Genomic DNA, 21,099 nt, shown 5'->3' on the forward strand with positions numbered 1-21,099 from the left:
AAAAGCAACGCCTGTTGCATCAGGTGCAATGGTTGCTACCAGTCGCCGTCCTCCACGGGTTCGCCCGCCGCGTCCTTCAGGGGGACCACCTGCCCCGGGGACGGCTGCTGCCAGGGCTCCAGGTCGTCGCCGAGCCAGTCGCCGACCGGCTTGACCGCCTCCAGGGTGTCCGTGGGGGCGAGATCCCGGGCGTCCTGGTCGTAGTAGTCGTACCAGGGCAGCCCCGCGCGGGTGTAGGCCGCCCGGTCCACCGGCGACGGCGGGGGTGCCTCGCCCGTGATGCGGTGCCACTGCGGGGGCGTGACCAGGTGCACGAAGACGCGTCCGGCCGGGGTCTCGGCCCAGTCCCGCAGCGGCCGGTCGTCCTCGTACACCTCCTGGCGCATCGAGCCGCCGACACCCAGCCCCATGGCCGCCGGGGCCGCTCCCGGCGCGGCTGCCGCCATGGGCAGTGCCGCGCCGAAGGAGCCGGCCGACCGACGGCTGCGCATCCGCTCCCGGCCCAGCCGCTCCCGCCGCAGCCGCTCCTGACGGTGGTACTCGGCGAGTGCCTCCTCGGACAGCGGGAAGGACTGGAGCTGCACCCCGCCCCACACCTCCTCGCCGGTGACCTGTCCCTCCACCGTCGCACCCAGACCGAGCGGCACCGCCACGAACTGGCGCACCGTGCCCTTCCCGGAGTTGATCCCGTCCAGCCATGGCTGCCGGGGGAGCGCCAGATAGTTCTGCGGTTGCTGCGAGAGCCGGTCGCTCCACGGCTTGCCGGACACCGCGCACACCTTGCCCACGCCGACCTGGAGAGCCGCCGGCCGCGCCGTGCCCGCGAAGCTCAGCCACATCGCCTCGCGCAGGTACACCGGCAGCATCACCCCGCCCCGCGCCCGCCACTCGGCCGGAACCGTGTCCGGGTGGTCGCTCACCCGCCGGACCGGGAACTCGCCGAGCCCCGGCGGCAGCGGATGCGTGCCCGTCTCCGGCAGCCGCAGCGTGCGCACGAACCGCACCGCCACCCCACCCGGCAGCCGCAGTGTGTTCCCGTCGATCCGTACCGCCGTGTCCGTCATCGGCGTGCCCCCTTCTCCGTCCCGGAGGGAGAACGCACCGCACCGCCGGCCCGGTTCCGCCGCAGCCGCTCCGGCACGCCCACCCGCTCCCGCAGCCAGGTCAGCCACGGCCGCTTGGCGCGCTGCTCGCCGGAGACCCGGTCCAGCTCCTCCAGCAGACGGCGGGTGCGGTGCTCGGTGTCCAGCTCGTCGAGGAGCCGGTTGACCTCGGTCAGGACGGCGCCGAGCAGCTGCCAGTTCTGGTCGTCGCGGTGGATCTCCTGGTGGAGCAGGTCGGCGAGTTTGTCGCGGGTGCCGGTCGCGGTGTGCAGCTCGGCGGCGAGCCGGGCCTCGGCCGACTCCGCGTTCTCGCTGATGCTGGTGGTCACCAGCACCGCGAAGCTGACCACGGCGTCGGCGATCTGGGACAGCAGCTGCTCGACGGCGGCGCCCGCGTCCGGCGCGAACAGCGGTTCGGGTTCACGGGCCTTGGCCAGATCGGTGAAGGTCCGGGCCAGCACCCGCAGCACGACCGTGCAGATCTCCAGCGTGTCCAGGCCGGTGCGCAGCACCACCCGGTGCAGCAGGCCCTCCCTGACCCGCGGATTGAGCCGCAGGCTGTCCTCCGCCTGCCGCAGCGCCGCGTCCACCTCCACGATGGCGTGGTCCAGGCGGCGGGCCTCGTGCAGCCGCGCGGCCGCCTGCTGCCAGGGCATGATCTCCGCCGCCTCCTCGCCCATCCGCAGCATCAGCTGCCGCAGCCGGCGGGCGAGTCCCTCGATCGACTCGCCGGCCTCGTCCACCCACACCGGGGGCGGGAGCAGGAGGTTGCAGCCCATGCCGACGACCGCGCCGATCAGCGTCTCCACGATCCGCGCCCACGCGGTGCTGCTGATGGTGGTGACCCCGAGCACCAGCATGGCGCTGATCGCCACCTCGGGGATGTACTCGTCGACGCGCACCAGATGCCCCACCGCCAGTGAGGCCACGATCAGCAGGGCCAGGCTCCACCAGGTCAGCCCCACCAGCTGGCTGAAGGCGATGGCGACCAGCACGCCGGCCACCACCGAGTTGACCCGGCGGAAACCGTTGGTCAGGGTGGCGTACAGGGTGACCTGGACGACCAGCAGCGCGGTCAGCGGGGCGGTCAGCGGAGCCGGTTCCGGGCTCAGGTGCAGCGCGACGACGTAGGCGATCGTGGCCGCGGTGGCCGACCGCAGCGTCTGGACGACCACCGGGTCCCGATGCCGCCGCAGCAGTCGCGACAGCCCCTCGGCCCACTTCCGTACGTCTGGCATCCCTTGGCCTGTTCCCACTCGTGTGTCACGTCGAACGTATTGTCCACAGATCACTCGCGCGCGCTAGTGGCTGGTTGACCAGAGGGGATCACGGAGCGTCTGCCGAAATGCCGTGGGCACCGCGGCACGGCACCGGAAACCGGACGCCTGGCCGGTGCGTCTCCTGCAACCGGGGACAACTGGACGGTCGGGTGGGACGGAGGGGCTGGGGCGTTGGACTTCGGTGCGGTGCTGTGCACGGCGGCAGGCCTGGTGCTGCTGGGGATCGCGGTGCGCGAGGGCGCGGTGGTACAGCGGTTGCGGCAGCACGGGGTGCGGACCTGGGGAGTCGTCGTGGACAACGTCCGCACCCGCGACAACCAGGGACCGAAGTGGATCCCCGTCATCGCCTTCACGGACCGCTCGGGCCACCGGGTGGAGTTCTCGCCACGCATGCAGGGGGCCGGCCTGGGGCTGGAGACGGGACGGCAGGTGGAGATCGTCTATCTGGCGCAGAGCCCCCGGGTCGCCCGGGTCCGCATGTGGCGGCACGTGGTGGGGCCGGTGGTGTTCCTCGTGTTCGGCGGCGTGGCCTTCCTGGGCATGGGGGTCGTCATCGCCCTGACGAGCTGACCCCGCGGCGAAAACGCCGCGACCGGGCCGACCGTGATCGGCTAGGGTCGGCCGGCATCGGACCGGCCACCGTCGGGCAGGTCACAGGGGGGGATCCGATGGAACTCGCGGACGTCGGGACGGCGCGGAGCGCGGCGGCGCTGCGCCATGTGGCCGCGCTGTCCTCGGGACCGCCTCTCGACCCCCGCCTGCGGATCACCCTGAACTTCCACCCCGACCGGATCTCCGCCGGTCTGCCGGTCCTGGAGGCGCTCGCCCGGGACGGCGCCTACCACTCCCAGTTCGTCACCGGGACCAGCAACGGCGGGCTCACCGCGCACCCCGGCGGCGACCGCCGGCGCTGGGAGAGCCGGATCTTCGGCGGGACCTACGACGACGCCGACCCGGCCGAGCGGCCGGTCTACGGCGCGCTGGACTTCCGGCGCCAAGTGGTCGGCGCGGCCCCCCGGTTCGGTTCCTCGCACCTACGGCTGACCGGACCGGCCCTGCACCGGGCCACCTTCTGCTACCCCGACAGCGCGGCCGAGCCGACGGACTTCGGCGTGGCCGCCGGCACCCACCTGCTCGCCCTGGCCGAGGCCGACGAACGGGACGCCCTCGACGACTACATCGAGACCCAGGTGCACGGCGGGGTACGGCTCGACCGGGACGTCGAGGCCCTGGTGCTGGACGCCTGCTACCGGGGTACGCCCGTGGCGGTGGCCGCCCGCCGGCTGCCCTTCCCGGTCGAATGGCACCCCGGCTACCGGCTCACCGTGCGCGACCTGCGCCGGCACGCCGACTACCGGGGCCCGCAGTACGCCGAACTCGGCGCCCTGATCGCCGAGAAGGGCGTCGTCGACCCCCGGATCATCGGCGCCGCCGCACGCACCGGCCGGTACGGGATCCAGGACCTCAAGATGGTCTGGCACACGCTGGCCCGCTTCGGCGCCCCGGAGGGTGCGGGCACGGCCTACTCGGCCGGGGCGGGCGGCCAGACGCCCGGCCTGAGCACGCCCAAGGCGTAGGCGCGGGCCACCAGTTCGGTGCGGTTGGCCGCTTCCCAGCGGGCCGACAGACGGCGCAGATGGTAGGCGACACCGTCCCGGGTCAGGCCCAGGTCACGGGCGGCCCGCGCGGTGGTGGCGCCCCCGGCCAGCAGCGCCAGCACCCGCCCCTCGACCGGGGTGACCTGCGCGGGCCGCGGCCGCGGTGCCTCGCGCTCGCCCTCCACCCGCAACATGACCAGCAGCGACGGGGTCTCGCCCACCGCCTCGCTCACCGGGTCCGCCGTCAGCTCCCCGTACCGCTCGGCCCCGTCGGGCGCCCGCCACCGTACCGACACCTGGTAACGCGAGCGGTGCCGCAGCCGCAGCGCCTCGGCGATCCGCTCCACCTGGGCCTCCTCCTGCGGCCGGAACAGCTCCAGCACATCCCGGCCGCGCAGCCGGCCCGGCGTCGTACCGCACTCGGCGGCCATCGCCGGGTTGGCCAGCACCACCAGCCCGTACACGTCGCACACCGCGACCGGCACCGCCACCCGGTCGAACAGCGTCAGGGCGTGATTGCGCCACACCACGCCGTCGAGCCCGCCCGCCTCCATGCCCACCACCGCTCCTCGTCTCTCCCCCTTCATCCAAGGCGACCGTCCAGGTCAGAGGCAACTTCACCGGCACTGCGCAAGAGCCGGCGGGAATTTTCCACTGCACGTTCGTGTAGTGCCGCGGCGCCGGTCCGCAGCCCCCGAGGACCACGCTGGATCACAGGACTTCCGTACCGCGAAAGGCAGTTGTCGCGCCATGCCCCCCACCGCGCTGCACCCCGACCCCGCACCCGCCCTGCACGGCGTCCCCGTCGTCGACATCACCGCCACCGGCCCCGGCCGCACCCCGATCCAGCAGGTCATGGAGCTGATGCGGGAGCACGGGCCGGTCCTCGTACGACGGCTGCACGGACGGGACACCCTGTTCGTCGCCGACGCCGACCTGGTCGCCGACCTCGCCGACGAGCAGCGGTTCGCCAAGCACGTCGGACCCGCCCTGGAGAACGTCCGAGCCTTCGCCGCCGACGGACTGTTCACCGCGTACAACGACGAGCCCAACTGGGCCAAGGCGCACGACATCCTCATGCTCGCCTTCGCCCTCGGCTCGATGCGCACCTACCACCCGGTGATGGTCAAGGTCGCCCGCAGGCTCATCGAGTCCTGGGACCGGGCCGCCCGCGACGGCCGTCCGGTCGACGTGCCGGACGACATGACCCGCATGACCCTCGACACCATCGGCCTCGCCGGCTTCGGCTACGACTTCGGCTCCTTCGAGCGCGCCGAACCCCACCCCTTCGTCGAGTCCATGGTCCGCTGCCTGGAGTGGAGCATGACCCGGCTGGCCAGGCGGCCCGGCACCGACCACTCGGCGGCCGACGCGGCCTTCCGGGACGACGCCGACCACCTCGCCCGGGTCGTCGACGACGTCATCGCCTCCCGCACCGGCACCGACCAGAGCACGGCCGAGGACCTCCTCGGCCTGATGCTCTCCGCCCGGCACCCGGAGGACGGCACCACCAAGCGCTTCCTGCGCGTGGCCCTGCCGGACGGCGTCACCTACCGCACCGCCGACCACCTCGCCGTGCTCCCCGCCAACGACCCCGCACTCGTCACCCGCGTGATCACCGCCCTCGGTATCGACCCCGACACCGTCCTCGACATCCGCGCCACCCGCCCGCGCCGTGACGGCCTCGCCGTCGACCGCCCGCTGACGGCGCGCCAACTCCTCACCCGTCACGTCGAGTTGCAGGAGCGCCCGAGCACCCAGCAGCTCTCCCTCCTCGCCGACGCCAACCCCTGCCCGCCGGAGAAGGCCGCCCTCGCCTCGCTGCGCGACGACCCGCGCACCCTCGTCGAGATCATCGAGGACCACCCCGCGCTGCGCGGCGCCCTCGACTGGCCGCGCCTCCTGGACCTGCTGACCCCGCTGCAGCCCCGGCACTACTCGATCTCCTCGTCCCCGGCCGCCGACCCCCGCCACGCCGACCTGATGATCTCCCTGCTGGAGGCCCCCGCCCGCTCCGGCAAGGGCACCTATCGGGGCACCGGCTCCGGCCACCTGACCGCCCTGCGCCCCGGTGACACGATCCACGCCCGCGTCCAGCCCTGCCGGGAGGCCTTCCGCATCGACGCGGGCGCACCGGTCGTCATGATCGCCGCGGGCACCGGCCTGGCCCCCTTCCGGGGCGCCGTCGCCGACCGCACCGCGGCCCTCGCGGCAGGCGCCGAACTCCCGCCCGCCCTCTGCTACTTCGGCTGCGACGCCGCCGACGCCGACTACCTGCACGCCGAGGAGCTCCACGCGGCGCAGACCGCCAGCGCCGTCTCCCTGCGCCCGGCCTTCAGCACCGCGGGCACCTTCGTCCAGCACCGCATCGCGGCCGAGGCCGACGAGGTGTGGGCGCTGCTGGAGGCGGGCGCCCGGGTGTACGTGTGCGGCGACGGCGCCCGTATGGCACCGGGCGTACGGGAGGCGTTCCGAACGATGTTCCGGGACCGCGTCCCCGAGGGAAAACCCGACGAATGGCTGAACTCCCTGGTGGCGGAAGGTCGTTTTGTGGAGGATGTATACGCGTCGAGCTGATCGACGCCGCCGCCTGCAGCGCCCCGCCAGGGGCGCGGGGCTGTACTAACATGCGGCTCCGCCGCGTGGGCGCGAGCAACCACGACGAGCCTCCGTCCGCGTACGATCCCCCCGCCACGGCGCGACCCGGCATCAACCCCTCCTTAGCTCACAGCGTGAACTAAGGGTTGGGAAAATATCGCTTCCGGCCCCCCGAAGGAGTATGTTGCAGGTCGGGCAGGGTTCGTGAAGGGAGCGGAGCCACATGGCGGGGCGGAACGGGCGCACGGTACGCGACCTCAGAAGGGCCAACCGCACGGCCGTGCTGCAGCGGCTCTACTTCGACGGTCCCCTCAGCCGCTTCGAGCTGGGCCCGGCGACGGGCCTGAGCTCCGGCTCGGTGAGCAACGTGGTCGCGGACCTGGTCGCCGACGGCCTGGTCGAGGAGGCCGGCAGCGTCGACTCCGACGGCGGCCGCCCCCGCACCCTGCTGCGCGTCGCCCCGCACAGCGGCCACATGATCGGCGTGGACGTCGGCGAGACCCGGGTCCGGGTCGAGCTGTTCGACCTGAACCTGACCGAACTGGCCCGCGTCGAGCGTCCGCTGGCGCAGCAGGGCTACGACGTCGAGGTGATCGTCGGCCACATCCGGGACGGTATCGACGAGGTCCTCGCCACCGAGGGAGCCTCGCCCGAGCTGCTCCTCGGCGTCGGCGTCGGCGTCCCCGGCATCGTCGAGCACACCGACGACCGGGGCGCCGTCGTGCACGGCCAGACCATCGGCTGGGACGCCGTCCCGCTGGAGGAGCTGCTCCGCTCCGGCTGCCGGCTCCCGGACTCCGTGCGGTACTTCATCGACAACGGCGCCAAGACCCTGGGCCAGGCCGAGATGTGGTTCGGCGCCGGGCGCGGCGCGGACAACGCGGTCGTGGTGCTGTTCGGCTCCGGCGTCGGCGCCTGCCTGGTCACCGCCGAGGTGGAGCACGGCCGGGCCGTCGAATGGGGCCACCTGACCGTACGGGTGCGGGGCCGCCGCTGCCGCTGCGGCGCGCTCGGCTGCCTGGAGGCGTACGCCGGTGCCGAGTCGCTGCTCGCCCGCTGGCGCGAGGAGGGCGGCCGTCCGGCCGAGGGCCTCGACGAGGAGAGCGCGCTCACCGCGATGCTCGCCGCCGCCTACCCGCCGGAGGGCACCGAGCCCGACCCGGTCGCGCTCGCCGTTCTTGAGGAGACCGCCGAGTACCTGGGCGCCGGCCTCTCCGACCTGATCAATCTCTTCCAGCCCGAGCGGATCCTGATCGGCGGCTGGGCCGGGCTCCAGCTCGGCGCCCGCTTCCTGCCCGCCGTACGCCGGTACGCGACCACCTACGCGCTGCGCCACCCCGCCGAGCAGGTCACCATCGACCTCGGCCGGCTGGGCCCGGACGCGGTCACCGTCGGCGCCGCGATCCTGCCCCTCGCCGACTTCTTCAACCGCGGCGGCCGCCGCGCGGAACCGGCGACCGAGGACCGGCTCCCCGCGTGGCGCACGGCCCTGGAGGAGCGCAGCCCGCGCTGACCCGCGCGTTTCGTCGCGCGTGGCCGAGGTACTCGCCTGACGCTCGGAACGACGCGAGGGGAGTATGCCGTGGGCGAGAAGCAGGGCGGCAAGCCGGTCCCCCGGGACCTGCCGGACCAGCAGGCGGGGTCCGGCCGGGACCCGTGGGAGGCGGCGGAGATCCGGCGGCCGCAGGACCGCGACGACGACCTTCCCGACCCCGACGAGGCTGGCACGGGCCCGCGGGGTGCACCGCGCTCGGGGGCGGTGCACCCCGAGGATCCGGTACCCGAGGAGCCGTCCGCCTGAGCGCGGAGGGCGGGCCCTGGCAGCTGCCGACCGGATGCCCGGGGGCCGGCACGCGGCACACCGGGCGGCTCAGGCGAACGCGTTGACGCCCGTCAGCTCCGCCGAGAGGTCCCACAGCCTTGCGGCCTGCTCCGGGTCGACCGCCCAGGACTTCACACCGGTCGGCTCGCCCGCCACGGCGGGCTCGGCGATGTCGCAGTCCTCCAGGTACACCCCGCCCATGCCGTCCAGCTGCGGGGACGTGGCCGCCCAGGTCTGGGTGGCGGCACCCTGCTCGGGCGTCTTCAGGCCCGCGACCTCCAGCAGGTTCCCCTGCTCGTCCGTCCAGCCGCGCTCGATCTTCTCCTCAAGGGGGATGTGCCGCTGGAGCGGGGTCATGATGCCGCCGGGGTGCAGTGCGAAAGCCCGTACGCCGGAGTCCCGGCCGAGCCGGTCCAGGTGCACGGCGAACAGCACGTTCGCCGTCTTGGCCTGGCCGTACGCCTCCCACTTGTCGTAGCCGTGCCGCCAGTGGACGTCGTCCCAGCGCATCCCGGAGAAGTGGTGGGCGCGCGAGGAGACCGACACGACCCGGGCGCCGCCGGGCTCGACGGCCGGCCAGAGCCGGTTGACCAGGGCGAAGTGCCCGAGGTGGTTGGTGGCGAACTGGGCCTCCCAGCCGGGCCCGACCCGGGTCTCCGGGCAGGCCATGATCCCCGCGCTGTCGATCATGAAGTCGACGGTCCGGCCGGAGGCCAGGAACCGCTCGGCGAAGCCGCGCACGCTCTCCAGGTCACCGAGGTCCAGCTCGTCCACCTCGACCCCGTCGAGGCCTGCCAGTGCCTCGCGGGCGGCCTCGACGCGCCGTGCGGGGACGACGACGCGGGCGCCCGCCCGGGTGAGGGCCCTGGTGGTCTCCAGGCCCAGTCCGGAGTAGCCGCCGGTGACGATCGCGAGCCGGCCGCCGAGGTCGAGGCCCGCCAGGACCTCGTCGGCCGTGCTGTCCGCGCCGAAACCGGAACCGATCTTGTGCTGAGGTGTCGTAGCGCTCATGACTCGAACGCTACGAATTGGAGTGCTCTCGAAGTCAAGCGGACGTCCTCGACCGCCCCGAACGGCCCCGAACAGCGGAAAGCCCCGGCCGCGACGGGGGATTCGCAGCCGGGGCGGCCAGGTGGTGGGCACGGATGGCGGTCGCCTCTCGGCGAAAGGCTCCACAGGGCTTCAGCCGAACGATCGTCCCTGTGGGCAAAAGGTGAGGCCCGGGGACACTGTCCCATCCGCACCCACGGCTGGTTCAACGGACAACCACCCCTGGGTGTTCCAGGCCCCCTGGGTGATGCGCGTCACCCGGCGGACGGCGGGAGGCCGGCCCGGGACCAAGACTGGTCGCGGGTTTGCCCGCCGCTTCCTCAAGCATGTGCAAATGTCCGGGCAAATCTCCGGCCGGCGGCTCCCGGGCGCCAGGGCCGTCCTGGCGCCCGGGCCCCGCAGGGACTGCTGAGTCCCGGTACCTGGGCGGGGTCCATGGCCGCCTCCGCCGTCAGGGTGACTCGGATCGGTCACTTCGGCCCGGGAGATCTACCCTCGATTGCATGACCGAGATAGCGAGCCCGTTCATCTCCCAGCCGCGGATCCTGGTGCTCGGGGTCATGCCCGGCAAGCCCGGCACCCCGCCCTTCCGCATCGTGGAGATCGACGGTGAGGTGGTCGGCCGGGCGCGCGCCGTCACGGATGTGCTGGAGGTCGCCGCGGCCTACGGCATCAAGGTCCACGACCTGGACGACCCGGACGTGGTCTGCTGGGTGGGCGGGGACAAGTTCACCTGGAAGCCCCGCCCACTGCGCCGCTAACCGGCGGCACGCCTCGCGCTCAGCCGACCGTCCACTTCTGGTTGGCGCCGCCGCTGCAGGTCCAGATCTGCAGCCGGGTGCCGTTGGCCGAGTTGTTGCCGGTGACGTCCAGGCACTTGTTCGCCTGTGGGTTCACGATGTCGTTCGCCGACGAGACGGCCCACTTCTGCGCGGCGGTGCCGTTGCAGTCGTAGAGCTGGACCGTCGTGCCGTCCGCCGTGCCGCCGCTGGTGACGTCCAGGCACTTGCCCAGCGCGCGGACGGTGCCGTCGCTGCCGACGGTCCACTGCTGGGCGGCGGTGCCGTTGCAGTCGTAGAGGTCGACGGGCGTGCCGTTGGCGGTGTTCGCCCCGGCCACGTCCACGCACTTGCCGGCCAGGCCCTTGATCGCGACCCCGGTCGCAGTGTCGCTGGTCGTCACCGACACCGAGTCCACGACCAGCTGCGCCGGGAAGGCGGTCGAGCTGTCGGGGTCGCCCGGCCAGTAGCCGCCCACGGCCAGGTTCAGGATCAGGAAGAACGGCTTGTTGAAGGCCCAGGTGTTGCTGCCCACGTCGGCGGGGGTGCGCGTCTGGTAGACGACGCCGTCGACCGACCACTTGATCGAGTTGGGCGCCCAGTCGACGGCGAACGTGTGGAAGGCGTCCGCGAAGGCCTGCCCGTTCGACAGCGAGTAGGCGGCGCCTATCCCGTTGGAGCCGGAGTAGCCGGGGCCGTGGATGGTGCCGTGGATCGTGGAGGGCTCGTAGCCGACGTTCTCCATGACGTCGATCTCGCCGGAGTTCGGCCAGCCGACCGACCCGATGTCGGTGCCGAGCATCCAGAACGCCGGCCACATGCCCTGCCCGCGCGGGATCTTCATCCGGGCCTCGACGTGTCCGTACTGCGCGCTGAACTTCCCGGAGGTGTTCAGCCGGGCCGAGGTGTACTGGCAGGTGCCGTACCAGCACTGGTAGTTGGCGGGATTCTCCTTCTTGGCCGTGATGACCAGGTGACCCTGGCCGTCGAGGGCCGCGTTGTTGGTGCCGGAGGTGTAGTACTCCCGCTCGTGGTTGTTGACGTTGTCGCCGGTCTCCAGCGTCCACTTCGAGGAGTTGACCGCCGAACCGGCGGCCCCGTCGAAGGTGTCGGAGAAGGTCACGGCGGCCGCTCCGGCGTCGGCGGCCTCGGCACGGTGCGCGGGACCGACCGCGACGGATCCGACCAGTGCGGCGGACAGGGCGGCGAAGAGACATCTGCGGAGCAGTCGTGGGGAGGCCATGGCGCTCCCTTCCGTATGGCGGCCGGGCGCGGGGAGGCATCCGGCCGGGGTGGGGGGTAAGGGCGATGCCTCTTGATTTAAGAAGTGAGATAAGTGGCGCGTCAATACTTTGGTACGGACCAGTACTGGACGATCTGGTGGCCGGTTCCGAGTGACCGGCCGGCCGTCACGCCTTGCGCTTGCGGGCGTGCACCGCCCGGCCGAGCCGCCGGCCCAGCAGCAGCCAACCGACCAGCGCTCCCGTGGTGTTGAGGATGACGTCGTCCACGTCGAACGCCCGGCCGGTGACCAGCGCGCCCTGCGCCATCTCCACCAGCAGCATCACGATCGCGGTGAGCAGCAGCACCCGCAGGACGCCCCGGGCGCCGGGCGCGAGGACCGGCACGAGGATCCCGAACGGGACGCCGAGCAGAACGTTCCCGCCGATCTGCTTCACGGCGTCACGGAACGCGGGCTGGTCCAGATAGAGCTTGAGCGTCGCGCCGGGGTGCAGATTGGTGTGGGCGATCGACACCGACGCGGGGGAGGGATCGAGCGTCAGCTCGGCCAGTACGACGGCGAACGCCACCATCGCGGCGAAGGCGCACATCATGGCCAGCAGCCGCAGGGGGAGGGGCAGCGGCCGGCGCTCGACACCGCCGGCCTTGGCGGAGGGTTTGGTGGAGGCTTTGGTCGCGGCCTTGCCGGTGGTGCCCTTCTTGGCGGCGCTCATCTTGGCGGTGCCCGCGGGCTTGGCGGTGCCCGCGGGCTTGGCGGTGCCCGCGGGCTTCGTGGCACCTGCGGGCTTCGTGGCGCTGCCGTTCTTCGCGGTGGCCCCGGGTGCGGTGGGGCGGACCTTGATCATGCGTGCGGCCTTGGTGAACAGCCCGGCGCTCCGGCCGGTGCCCTCGTCCTTCTTCGTCCCCTCGGTCGGGTCGCTCTTGGCGGTGCGCGGGCGCGAGGCGGCGCTGGCCATGAGGTCCTCCACTCTTCAAATCGGCGGCGTGGTAACGCTGTTACCCGCCGAGCGCCGGGAGATGCAGGCCTCCTCGCCCCCGCTCGCGCTCGGCACGTCGGGCGCCGAGAAGACGGCGGACCCCGGTCGCCTTCCACCGGAAGGCGACCGGGGTCCTGCCAGGCTGTCACCCGGCGTCGGTCAGACCGTCCCGTAGGACACGTGCACCTCCGTGAAGCCGAGGGAGTGCAGCAGGCCCTCCAGCATGCCGGTGGTGTTGGTCTCGGCGCGGGTGGTCAGCCCGCTGTCCTTGGCCGCGTCCGAGATGTGCTTCACCGCCAGCTTCTGGACCGCCTGCTCGCTGTTCGGGTTGTCCGAGAACAGGTCGCCGATCCGGTCGAGCAGACCGCGCTGCTTGGAGACGGCGTACGAGTGGTCGGCGTCAAGGGTGGCCTTGCCCAGTTGCGCGTGCGGCAGCCGGATGGTGGCTTCGGTCCGGTCGGCGTTGACCGTCACGTCCTTCTGGGCGATCTTGCCGAGGTCGACATAGGAATCGACGGTGCCCGCGCCGACGTACAGGGTGCGGGTGCCGCGTATCGCGCTGGGCAGGTACTTGGCGTCCTTCTCCAGGTCCACGACGACCTGGAAGTTGCCGGAGGCCGCGTCGTAACGGCTCATGTCCTGGATGGACTTGAGCAGCGCCGGGCCGGTGTTGTCGCGGGTCTCCGTGCCGAACAGGTCCTTGATCCCCGGCAGCACCGCCAGTTTGATCCCGGCGAACAGCACCACGAGCACCAGCACCAATCCGGTGACCAGTTTCGCCCAGCCGGGCATGCGCCGGGGCCGGGCCGTGACGGGAGCCTCCTGCGTGGAGCTCGCCTTGCTCTCCTTGGTGGAACTCGCCATGTGACGGTCCTCCTTTCCAACGACACGAATGCCCGCCAAAAGCCTTGTCAGACCGTGTTGTCGGCTGATTGAGACAGCTGAGGCAGGACTGATACATGCGATGCCCAAGCGCGATCTTCACACGTTCCCGACCCGGAGGACGAGTCAGGCTCGGGCGGCCAGCTCCGCGATCCGGCGCGCCGACACCGAACCCGGATCCGCGGTGACGAGGACGACCTCCTGGTCGTCCTCCGGCACCAGCAGGACGTCGCAGTTCAGCCGCAGGCGCCCCAGCTCCGGATGGTCCAGAGTCTTGGTGCGATGTCCCGGGGCGTGCACCGGATGGGTGGCCCAGATCCGCCGGAACTCCACGCTCTCCGCACGCAACTCGTCCAGCAGGGCGGCGAGTTGACCGTCGTGCGGATAGCGCGCGGCGGCCCGCCGGAGCCGGGCCACCACGATGTGCGCGAACTCCTCGGCGCTGGAGCTCTCGTACATCCGCCCCTGGCCCAGGAAGCGCCGCCGCGCCAGGTTGGTCGTGCCGTGTCCCAGGCCGCCGCCGAGCAGCAGCTGGGCGAGGGGGTTCCAGGCCACCAGGCCGTAGGCCGCGTCGGTGACGATCGCCGCGGTGTCGGGCAGCCGCTCCAGCATCCGCGCGACATGCGGGCGCACCTGGCGGACCGCCGCGGTGCCGGGCGGCGGTGCGGCCGAGCCGGCCAGCCGGAAGAGGTGGCTGCGCTCGGCGGGGGCCAGCCGCAGCGCCCCGGCCAGGGCGTCCAGGACGCGCGGGGAGGGGCGGGGGCCGCGGGCCTGCTCAAGACGGACGTAGTAGTCGACGGACATGTGGGCCAGCTCGGCGACCTCCTCGCGGCGCAGCCCGGGTGTGCGGCGGTCGGTGCCCGGCGGCAGCCCCACCGTCTGCGGGCGCAGCCCCGCCCGGCGCTCGCGCAGGAAGCGGGCCAGTTCCTGCCTCGCCATGCCGTCGTCGCCTCCTCGGTCAGCCTGGTACAGGTGGTCCCTGGCAGGGCGGACGCGGCCGGGGGACCGTGGCTGTCATGAACGATCGCACAGCACTGGTCACCGGTGCCAACAAGGGCATCGGCTTCCATGTCGCCAGGCTGCTCGCCGACCAGGGTTTCCAGGTCCACGTCGGTTCCCGGGCGGCCGAGCGCGGCGAGCGGGCCGTGGCGGAGATCGGCGGCAACGCGCGGCTCCTCGTGCTGGACGTCACGGACCCCGGCAGCATCGAGCGGGCCGCCGCCCGCGTCGACCGTCTCGACGTCCTGGTCAACAACGCGGGTGTCCAGCCGGTGACCGGTACCCCCTCCGAAACCGGCGTCGAGGGCTTCCGGCAGACCTACGAGACCAATGTCTTCGGCGTCGCCGCGGTCACCAACGCCTTCCTGCCCGCCCTGCGCCGCTCCGCCGGCCCGCGCATCGTGAACGTCTCCAGCGGCACCGCGTCCCTCACCTGGAGTACCGGGCCCAATCCGCAGTTCACCGAGGGCGTCCCCAGGTCCGCCGCCTACCGCTCCGCCAAGGCCGCGCTGAACGCGCTGACCGTCCTGTACGCCCAGGAGCTGGCCGGGGACGGGTTCAAGGTGAACGCCCTCGCCCCCGGGCGGCGGGCCACCGACCTGGTGCCCGGTGCGGCCGTAGGGGGCGGCGATCCGGCCGAGGGCGCGCGGGGTGCCGTACGGCTGGCGCTGCTCCCCGACGACGGCCCCACCGGCGGGTTCTTCTCCTGGGATGGCACACCCGTGCCGTGGTGAGAGCGGCCCGGTCCGTAGCATGAGCCCGTAGCCCGTATTGATCATGCGAGGAGCGGATCGTGCGAGACATCGCCGTCTTCAGCGGCAGTGCCCACCCCGAGCTGGCCGAGGAGGTCTGCGCGCACCTCGGGGTGCCGCTCAGTCCGATCCGGGTCAGCCGGTTCGCCAACGACTGTCTGGAGGTGCAGCTCCAGGCCAACTGCCGGGAGCGGGACGTCTTCCTGGTCCAGCCCCTGGTCCGGCCGGTGCAGGAGCACCTGGTGGAGCTGCTGCTGATGTGCGACGCGGCCCGCGGCGCCTCCGCGGGCCGGATCACCGTCGTCATGCCGCACTACTCGTACGCCCGCTCCGACAAGAAGGACGCCCCGCGTATCTCGCTCGGCGGCCGTCTCGTCGCCGACCTGCTGGTGGCCGCCGGCGCGAGCCGGGTCCTCGCCATGACCCTGCACGCCCCGCAGGTGCACGGCTTCTTCTCGGTGCCGGTCGACCATCTGCACGCGCTGCGCGAGCTGGCGGCGCACTTCAGGCGGTACGACCTGTCGCGCACCACCGTCGTCTCGCCCGACCTCGGCAACGCCAAGGAGGCCGCCGCCTTCGCACGGCTGATCGGCGCCCAGGTGGCGGCCGGCGCCAAGCAGCGGTATCCGGACGACCGGGTCACCATCAGCTCGGTGATCGGCGATGTGGCCGACCGGGACGTCATCGTGCTCGACGACGAGATCGCCAAGGGCAGCACGGTCATCGAACTGCTGGAGCGGCTGAGGGAGTTGGGGCCCCGTTCGATCCGGATCGCCTGCACGCACGGTCTGTTCGCGGCCGGGGCGCTCAAGCGGCTGAGCTCGCAGCCCGACGTGCTGGAGATCGTCTGCACCAACACGGTGCCGGTGCCCGCCGAGGAACACACCGACAAGCTGCGGATCCTGTCCATCGCCCCGGCGCTGGCGGAGGCCGTACGCCGTATTCACAACGGTGAGTCCGTGAGCGCCCTGTTCGACGAGCCGCGCAACCTCTAGACAGGAAGGAGCAGTTGTAGCGCTGAACCGCGCTCGGCGGCACCGACGCGATCAGGAGGCCCCCAGTGGCGAAGGCCAGGTTCGAGCGGACGAAACCCCATGTGAACATCGGCACCATCGGGCACATCGACCACGGCAAGACAACACTCACCGCGGCCATCACCAAGGTGCTGCACGACAAGTTCCCCCAGCTCAACCCCTTCACCCCGTTCGACCAGATCGACAAGGCGCCCGAGGAGCGGCAGCGCGGCATCACCATCTCCATCGCGCACGTCGAGTACCAGACCGAGCGCCGGCACTACGCGCACGTCGACTGTCCCGGCCACGCCGACTACATCAAGAACATGATCACCGGGGCCGCCCAGATGGACGGGGCGATCCTGGTGGTCGCCGCCACCGACGGGCCGATGCCGCAGACCAAGGAACACGTGCTGCTGGCCCGCCAGGTGGGCGTGCCGTACATCGTCGTCGCGCTCAACAAGACCGACATGGTCGACGACGAGGAGATCCTGGAACTGGTGGAGCTGGAGGTGCGCGAGCTGCTCACCGAGTACGAGTTCCCCGGCGACGACCTCCCGGTGGTCAAGGTCTCCGCGCTCAGGGCCCTGGAGGGTGACCCCCAGTGGACCGCGGCCCTGCTCGAACTCCTCGACGCCGTCGACGAGTTCGTGCCCGAGCCGGCGCGGGACGTGGACCGGCCGTTCCTGATGCCGATCGAGGACGTCTTCACCATCACCGGCCGGGGGACCGTCGTCACCGGCCGGATCGAGCGCGGCGTGCTGCGGGTCAACAGCGAGGTCGAGATCATCGGCATCCATCCGCAGAAGACGAGGACCACGGTCACCGGCGTCGAGATGTTCCGCAAGCTGCTCGACGAGGGCCGGGCCGGGGAGAACGTGGGTCTGCTGCTGCGCGGGGTCAAACGGGACGACGTGGAGCGCGGCCAGGTCGTCGTCAAACCCGGATCGGTCGCCCCGCACATGGAGTTCGAGGCGCGCGCCTACATCCTCTCCAAGGACGAGGGCGGCCGGCACACCCCGTTCTTCGAGAACTACCGGCCCCAGTTCTACTTCCGCACCACCGACGTGACCGGGGTCGTCACCCTGCCCCCGGGCACCGAGATGGTGATGCCGGGCGACAACACCACCATGCACGTCCGGCTGATCCAGCCGATCGCGATGGAGGAGGGCCTGAAGTTCGCGATCCGCGAGGGCGGGCGGACCGTCGGCGCCGGTCAGGTGACGAGGATCATCACCTAGCGGATCCTGGAGCGGTCACGGTGGCAACGGTGTCATAAGGTGCCGGACGTGGCCTCGGGCTGGCCCAGGGCCGCGTCCAGCGTCGCCCTGGGCGGCAGCAGCCGCGACAGCCCGGTCACCTTCAGCACGCGCAGGGTCAGCGGGTGCGCACAGACCAGCTGGAGCTGTCCGCCGCGCTCCAGCACCCTGCTGCGCGCCCGGTACAGCAGCCGCAGACCCGAGCAGTCGAAGAACTCGACGTGCAGCAGGTCGATCACCACCCGGGCGTTCTCCTGGGCGGTCACCCGGTCCAGGTGGGGCGCGATCTCCGTCGCCGCCGCGATGTCGATCTCGCCCCGCAGCTCCAGCACCGTGTGGCCGCGGTCCTGGTGGATGCGCAAGTGCCGGGAGAGCGGCGCGGGATCCTGCCGGGGTTCCTGGCGCACGACGACATCACCTCCCACCCCTGCCGGTTCAATTCCGTTCCCCGCCTTGCAAGTTACCCTCGATGGAGGGAATTTGAGCATGTTCGATTGACATATGTCTGCTGCTTCGGCTCGCCATTTTCTGTGGCGTGCGCGACAGTCGGGGAACGGGCACGTGAGAGCCCTGGCGCTCGGCTAGGACAGTGCGTGCCACGCCTTGCTCAGCGCCTGGCGGAACTGCTCCTCCTGATGCGCGGTGAGCTCGCGGACCATCCGCTCCTCCAGCTCCCGCACCGGCCCGGCGACCCCGGCGAGCAGCTCGCGCGCGGCGTCGGTCAGCAGGATCAGCAGCTCCCGCCGGTTGCGCGGATTGCGCTCCCGCCGGATGAGCCCGCGCGTCTCCAGGGACCGTACGAGGTCGGCCATCGACTGCGCGGTGACGAACGAGTCCCGGGCCAGCTGGGCCGCCGACAGGCCGTCGTGGCGCTCCAGGACGGTCAGGGCCGTGTACTGCAGCGCGGTGATCCCGGCGGGCTTCACCAGCTCGTCGAGATGGGAGCGCACCACCAGCTCCACCTGCTTGACCATGTACAGCAGCGAGGGGCCTGTCTTTGTACCGACCATGCGTTCACCCTAGACCATTGACAGGAATCCTGTCTGTAATCAGACTGCGGACCAGATGCTCGACCAACAGGATTCCTGTTTGTTGAAGACTTGGCGACCAAGGCGCTCGGCGCCGGCCGCGCCATCGACGCTGGGGAGTGGGCAATGACGACCACCTTCGAGAACGGACCGGGGCAGCTGTTCATCGGCGGCCAGTGGCGGGAGGCCGCCGACGGGGCCCGGACGGAGGTGACCGATCCGGCCACCGGCCAGGTGGTCACCACTGTCGCGGAGGCCGGGGCCGCCGACGTCGACGCCGCCGTGCGCGCCGCCCGCGAGACCTTCGACGCGGGTGACTGGTCGGGACTCAGCGGCCGGGAGCGCGGCCGCGTGCTGCGCCGCGTCGCCGAGCTGATCCGGGAGAACGCCGAGGAGATAGCCGCCCTGGAGAGCCTGGACGTCGGCAAGCCCATCACGCTCGCCGGAGCCGTCGACGTCACCAACGCGGCCAACGACTACGAGCACTTCGCGGCCCTCGCCCACTCCCTGGACGGCGCCGTCCGCGACATCCCGCTCAACGCCCTCGCCTACACCCGGCGCGAACCGATCGGCGTGGTCGCCGCCATCACGCCGTTCAACTTCCCGCTCATCCTGGCCGGTTCGAAGATCGGCCCGGCCCTCGCCGCCGGCAACACGGTCGTCCACAAGCCCGCCGACGAGACCCCGCTCAGCGCCCTCTACATGGCCCGCCTGTTCCAGCAGGCGGGGGTTCCGGACGGTGTCGTGAACGTCGTCACCGGCGCCGGACCGGTCGCGGGCGAGGCCCTGCTGCGCCACCCGGGCGTCGACAAGGTCGCCTTCACCGGTTCCACGGCCGTCGGCCGGCACGTCGCGAGCACGGCCGGGGCGGCGCTCAAGCCGGTCACCGTGGAGCTCGGCGGCAACGCGGCCCACCTCGTCTTCGAGGACGCCGACCTGGAGAAGGCCGTCGGCGCGGTCATCAAGGCCTTCGTCTTCAACACCGGCCAGTTCTGCATGGGCGGCCCCCGGCTCCTGGTCGCCCGCCCGGTCTACGCCACCCTGCTCGGCATCCTCGCCGAGGCCGTCCCCGGCGTCCCGGTCGGCGACCCGCGCGACCCGGCCACCGTCGTCGGCCCGATGGCGGGCGAGAAGCACCTGCGCAAGGTCGAGGAGTACGTCGAACTCGCCCGCAAGGAGGGCGGCCGCATCGTCTGCGGCGGCGAACGCCTCGACCTGAACGGCGGCTACTACTACAAGCCGACCGTCGTCGCCGACCTGCCGAACGACTCCCGGGTGGTCCAGGACGAGATCTTCGGCCCGGTCCTCACCGTGCAGCCCTTCGACTCCGAGGACGAGGCCGTCGCCCTCGCCAACTCCACGCCGTACGGCCTCGCCTCGGGCATCCAGACCGGCAGCCTGGCCCGCGCCCACCGGGTCGCCGCCCGTCTCCAGGCCGGCATCGTCTGGGTCAACGACTGGGCGATGCTCGACCCCGCCGTCCCCTTCGGCGGCGTCAAGGCCTCCGGCTTCGGCCGCGAGTACGGCCCCGAGTCCCTCACCGCGTACACCAAGGTCAAGTCCGTCGTCGTCTCGCTCGACTGAGCCCCGCAGACCAGGAGTTCGTACGATGTCCCTCACCACCCGAGCCGCCGTGGTCGAGTCCGGCGGCGCGTCCTTCACCCTCAGCGACGTCGAACTGGACGCGCCGGGGCCCTACGAGGCGCTCGTCCGCATGGTCGCCACCGGTCTGTGTCACACCGACCTCAGCGTGGCGAGCGGCGGACTTCCCTTCCCGCTGCCCGGAGTCCTGGGCCACGAGGGCGCCGGTGTCGTCGAGGCCGTCGGCTCCGCCGTCACCGGCGTGGCCCCCGGCGACCACGTCGTGCTGTCCTTCACCTCCTGCGGCGCCTGCCGCAACTGCCACGGCGGCCACCCCGCCTACTGCACCACCTGGCTGCCGCTCAACCTGATCGGCGGCCGGCGCGCCGACGGCACCGCGACCCTCCGCCGGGACGGCGAGCCGCTCGGCGGCCACTTCTTCGGCCAGTCCTCCTTCGCCGAGCGGGCGCTGGTGGACGAGCGCAGCCTGGTCAGGGTCGACCCGGACGTGCCACTGGAGTCGATCGCCCCGCTCGGCTGCGGGGTGCAGACCGGGGTCGGCGCCGTGTGGAACGTCCTGGAGCCGGCCACCGGCAGCACGATCGTCGTCCTCGGCGCCGGAGCGGTCGGCCTGTCGGCCGTCATGGCCGCCGCGCTCACCCCCGCCACCACGATCGTCGCCGTCGACCGGCTGGCCGAACGCCTGGAACTGGCACGGGAGGTGGGCGCCACCCACACCGTCGACGCGACCCGGGAAGACGTGCCCGAGGCCCTCCGGCGCATCTCGGACGGAGCCGGTGCCGACGGCATCGTGGAGACGACCGGCAGCGTCGCCGTCCTGCGCCAGGGCGTCGACGCGCTCGCCGCCCGCGGCACCCTGGTCGTCGTCGGCGCCCCGCCCTTCGGCACCGAAGTGCCCCTGGACGTCAACGGGTTGCTGGCCGGCAAGCGGATCGTCGGCCTGACCCTCGGCGACAGCGAGACCCAGGCCTTCATCCCGGCCCTGGTCCGGCTGGTGCGCGAGGGGCGGCTGCCGCTGCACCGGCTGATCAGCACCTACCCGTTCGCCGAGATCGACCGGGCCGTGCAGGACATGAGCACGGGCAAGGCGATCAAGCCCGTGCTCACCTTCTGAG

The 21,099-nt window shown here is 72.1% G+C and carries 21 protein-coding genes; 11 read left to right on the plus strand and 10 right to left on the minus strand.

The genetic code is table 11. The features are described 5' to 3' along the window. Nucleotides 1-35: 35 nt before the first annotated feature. Both SSP29_RS26875 and SSP29_RS26880 read right to left on the minus strand, forming a co-directional pair. A complete protein-coding gene (locus SSP29_RS26875) occupies nt 36-1,064 on the minus strand; it encodes a hypothetical protein (RefSeq protein ID WP_089103396.1) in 1,029 nt (342 codons plus the stop codon). Then, nucleotides 1,061-2,341: an FUSC family protein gene (locus SSP29_RS26880; protein WP_150134978.1), complete on the minus strand. Its 1,281-nt coding sequence runs from the start codon at nt 2,339-2,341 to the stop codon at nt 1,061-1,063. Before SSP29_RS26880 ends, SSP29_RS26875 begins: the two co-directional genes overlap by 4 nt. A gap of 213 nt (nt 2,342-2,554) precedes the next feature. On the opposite strand from SSP29_RS26880, the gene SSP29_RS26885 reads away from it, so the two are divergent. Both SSP29_RS26885 and SSP29_RS26890 read left to right on the plus strand, forming a co-directional pair. Next, nucleotides 2,555-2,953 (plus strand): DUF3592 domain-containing protein, encoded by a 399-nt coding sequence (locus SSP29_RS26885; RefSeq protein WP_167450013.1) that lies wholly within the window; start codon nt 2,555-2,557, stop codon nt 2,951-2,953. A gap of 98 nt (nt 2,954-3,051) precedes the next feature. Further along, complete coding sequence (locus SSP29_RS26890; RefSeq protein ID WP_089103398.1) at nt 3,052-3,960, plus strand: DUF3626 domain-containing protein; 909 nt, start codon at nt 3,052-3,054, stop codon at nt 3,958-3,960. Here SSP29_RS26890 and SSP29_RS26895 read toward each other — a convergent pair. Then, entirely contained in the window at nt 3,906-4,535 is a 630-nt protein-coding gene (locus tag SSP29_RS26895) for a PAS domain-containing protein (protein ID WP_089103399.1), read from the minus strand. The two genes, SSP29_RS26890 and SSP29_RS26895, sit on opposite strands and share 55 nt — an antisense overlap. A gap of 196 nt (nt 4,536-4,731) precedes the next feature. Between SSP29_RS26895 and SSP29_RS26900 the strand changes: the two genes are divergently transcribed. The 3 genes from SSP29_RS26900 (at nt 4,732) to SSP29_RS26910 (ending at nt 8,380) form a co-directional block, all read left to right on the plus strand. Next, a complete protein-coding gene (locus tag SSP29_RS26900; protein ID WP_089103400.1) occupies nt 4,732-6,558 on the plus strand; it encodes a cytochrome P450 in 1,827 nt (608 codons plus the stop codon). A 244-nt stretch (nt 6,559-6,802) separates the two neighbouring features. Continuing rightward, nucleotides 6,803-8,092 carry an ROK family transcriptional regulator gene (locus tag SSP29_RS26905; protein ID WP_089103401.1) on the plus strand — a complete coding sequence of 430 codons (1,290 nt, stop codon included), beginning with the start codon at nt 6,803-6,805 and terminating at the stop codon, nt 8,090-8,092. Between the two features lie 69 nt (nt 8,093-8,161). Next, nucleotides 8,162-8,380 (plus strand): hypothetical protein, encoded by a 219-nt coding sequence (locus tag SSP29_RS26910; protein WP_089103402.1) that lies wholly within the window; start codon nt 8,162-8,164, stop codon nt 8,378-8,380. A 69-nt stretch (nt 8,381-8,449) separates the two neighbouring features. On the opposite strand, the gene SSP29_RS26915 is transcribed toward SSP29_RS26910, so the two are convergent. Continuing rightward, on the minus strand, nt 8,450-9,412 hold the full coding sequence (locus tag SSP29_RS26915) for an SDR family NAD(P)-dependent oxidoreductase (protein ID WP_089103403.1): 963 nt from the start codon (nt 9,410-9,412) through the stop codon (nt 8,450-8,452). Between the two features lie 542 nt (nt 9,413-9,954). On the opposite strand from SSP29_RS26915, the gene SSP29_RS26920 reads away from it, so the two are divergent. Next, on the plus strand, nt 9,955-10,212 hold the full coding sequence (locus tag SSP29_RS26920) for a hypothetical protein (protein ID WP_089103404.1): 258 nt from the start codon (nt 9,955-9,957) through the stop codon (nt 10,210-10,212). 19 nt (nt 10,213-10,231) lie between these two features. On the opposite strand, the gene SSP29_RS26925 is transcribed toward SSP29_RS26920, so the two are convergent. The 4 genes from SSP29_RS26925 to SSP29_RS26940 form a co-directional block, all read right to left on the minus strand. Further along, a complete protein-coding gene (locus tag SSP29_RS26925) occupies nt 10,232-11,473 on the minus strand; it encodes a glycoside hydrolase family 16 protein (RefSeq protein WP_089103405.1) in 1,242 nt (413 codons plus the stop codon). Nucleotides 11,474-11,639: 166 nt separating this feature from the next. Beyond that, entirely contained in the window at nt 11,640-12,185 is a 546-nt protein-coding gene (locus SSP29_RS26930) for a VanZ family protein (RefSeq protein WP_174856017.1), read from the minus strand. A 423-nt stretch (nt 12,186-12,608) separates the two neighbouring features. Next, nucleotides 12,609-13,241, minus strand: a complete 633-nt coding sequence (locus tag SSP29_RS26935) for a DUF4230 domain-containing protein (RefSeq protein ID WP_245883262.1) — start codon at nt 13,239-13,241, stop codon at nt 12,609-12,611. A gap of 216 nt (nt 13,242-13,457) precedes the next feature. After that, a complete protein-coding gene (locus tag SSP29_RS26940; protein WP_089103407.1) occupies nt 13,458-14,270 on the minus strand; it encodes a helix-turn-helix transcriptional regulator in 813 nt (270 codons plus the stop codon). Between the two features lie 77 nt (nt 14,271-14,347). Between SSP29_RS26940 and SSP29_RS26945 the strand changes: the two genes are divergently transcribed. The 3 genes from SSP29_RS26945 (at nt 14,348) to tuf (ending at nt 17,336) form a co-directional block, all read left to right on the plus strand. Then, nucleotides 14,348-15,064 (plus strand): SDR family oxidoreductase, encoded by a 717-nt coding sequence (locus SSP29_RS26945; RefSeq protein ID WP_089103408.1) that lies wholly within the window; start codon nt 14,348-14,350, stop codon nt 15,062-15,064. 59 nt (nt 15,065-15,123) lie between these two features. Continuing rightward, complete coding sequence (locus SSP29_RS26950) at nt 15,124-16,077, plus strand: ribose-phosphate diphosphokinase (RefSeq protein ID WP_089103409.1); 954 nt, start codon at nt 15,124-15,126, stop codon at nt 16,075-16,077. A gap of 65 nt (nt 16,078-16,142) precedes the next feature. Then, complete coding sequence (gene tuf, locus SSP29_RS26955) at nt 16,143-17,336, plus strand: elongation factor Tu (RefSeq protein WP_089103410.1); 1,194 nt, start codon at nt 16,143-16,145, stop codon at nt 17,334-17,336. 32 nt (nt 17,337-17,368) lie between these two features. Here tuf and SSP29_RS26960 read toward each other — a convergent pair whose 3' ends face one another. Continuing rightward, nucleotides 17,369-17,761, minus strand: coding sequence for an anti-sigma factor antagonist (locus SSP29_RS26960; protein WP_245883231.1), 393 nt, complete (start codon nt 17,759-17,761; stop codon nt 17,369-17,371). Nucleotides 17,762-17,935: 174 nt separating this feature from the next. Beyond that, nucleotides 17,936-18,364, minus strand: a complete 429-nt coding sequence (locus SSP29_RS26965; RefSeq protein WP_089103412.1) for a MarR family winged helix-turn-helix transcriptional regulator — start codon at nt 18,362-18,364, stop codon at nt 17,936-17,938. A 144-nt stretch (nt 18,365-18,508) separates the two neighbouring features. Between SSP29_RS26965 and SSP29_RS26970 the strand changes: the two genes are divergently transcribed. Then, complete coding sequence (locus SSP29_RS26970; protein WP_089103413.1) at nt 18,509-19,966, plus strand: aldehyde dehydrogenase family protein; 1,458 nt, start codon at nt 18,509-18,511, stop codon at nt 19,964-19,966. 25 nt (nt 19,967-19,991) lie between these two features. After that, nucleotides 19,992-21,098: an NAD(P)-dependent alcohol dehydrogenase gene (locus tag SSP29_RS26975; RefSeq protein ID WP_089103414.1), complete on the plus strand. Its 1,107-nt coding sequence runs from the start codon at nt 19,992-19,994 to the stop codon at nt 21,096-21,098. The last annotated feature ends 1 nt before the right edge of the window (nt 21,099 follow it).

The sequence above is a fragment of the Streptomyces hyaluromycini genome (assembly GCF_002217755.1).
Classification (GTDB): Bacteria; Actinomycetota; Actinomycetes; order Streptomycetales; family Streptomycetaceae; genus Streptomyces; species Streptomyces hyaluromycini.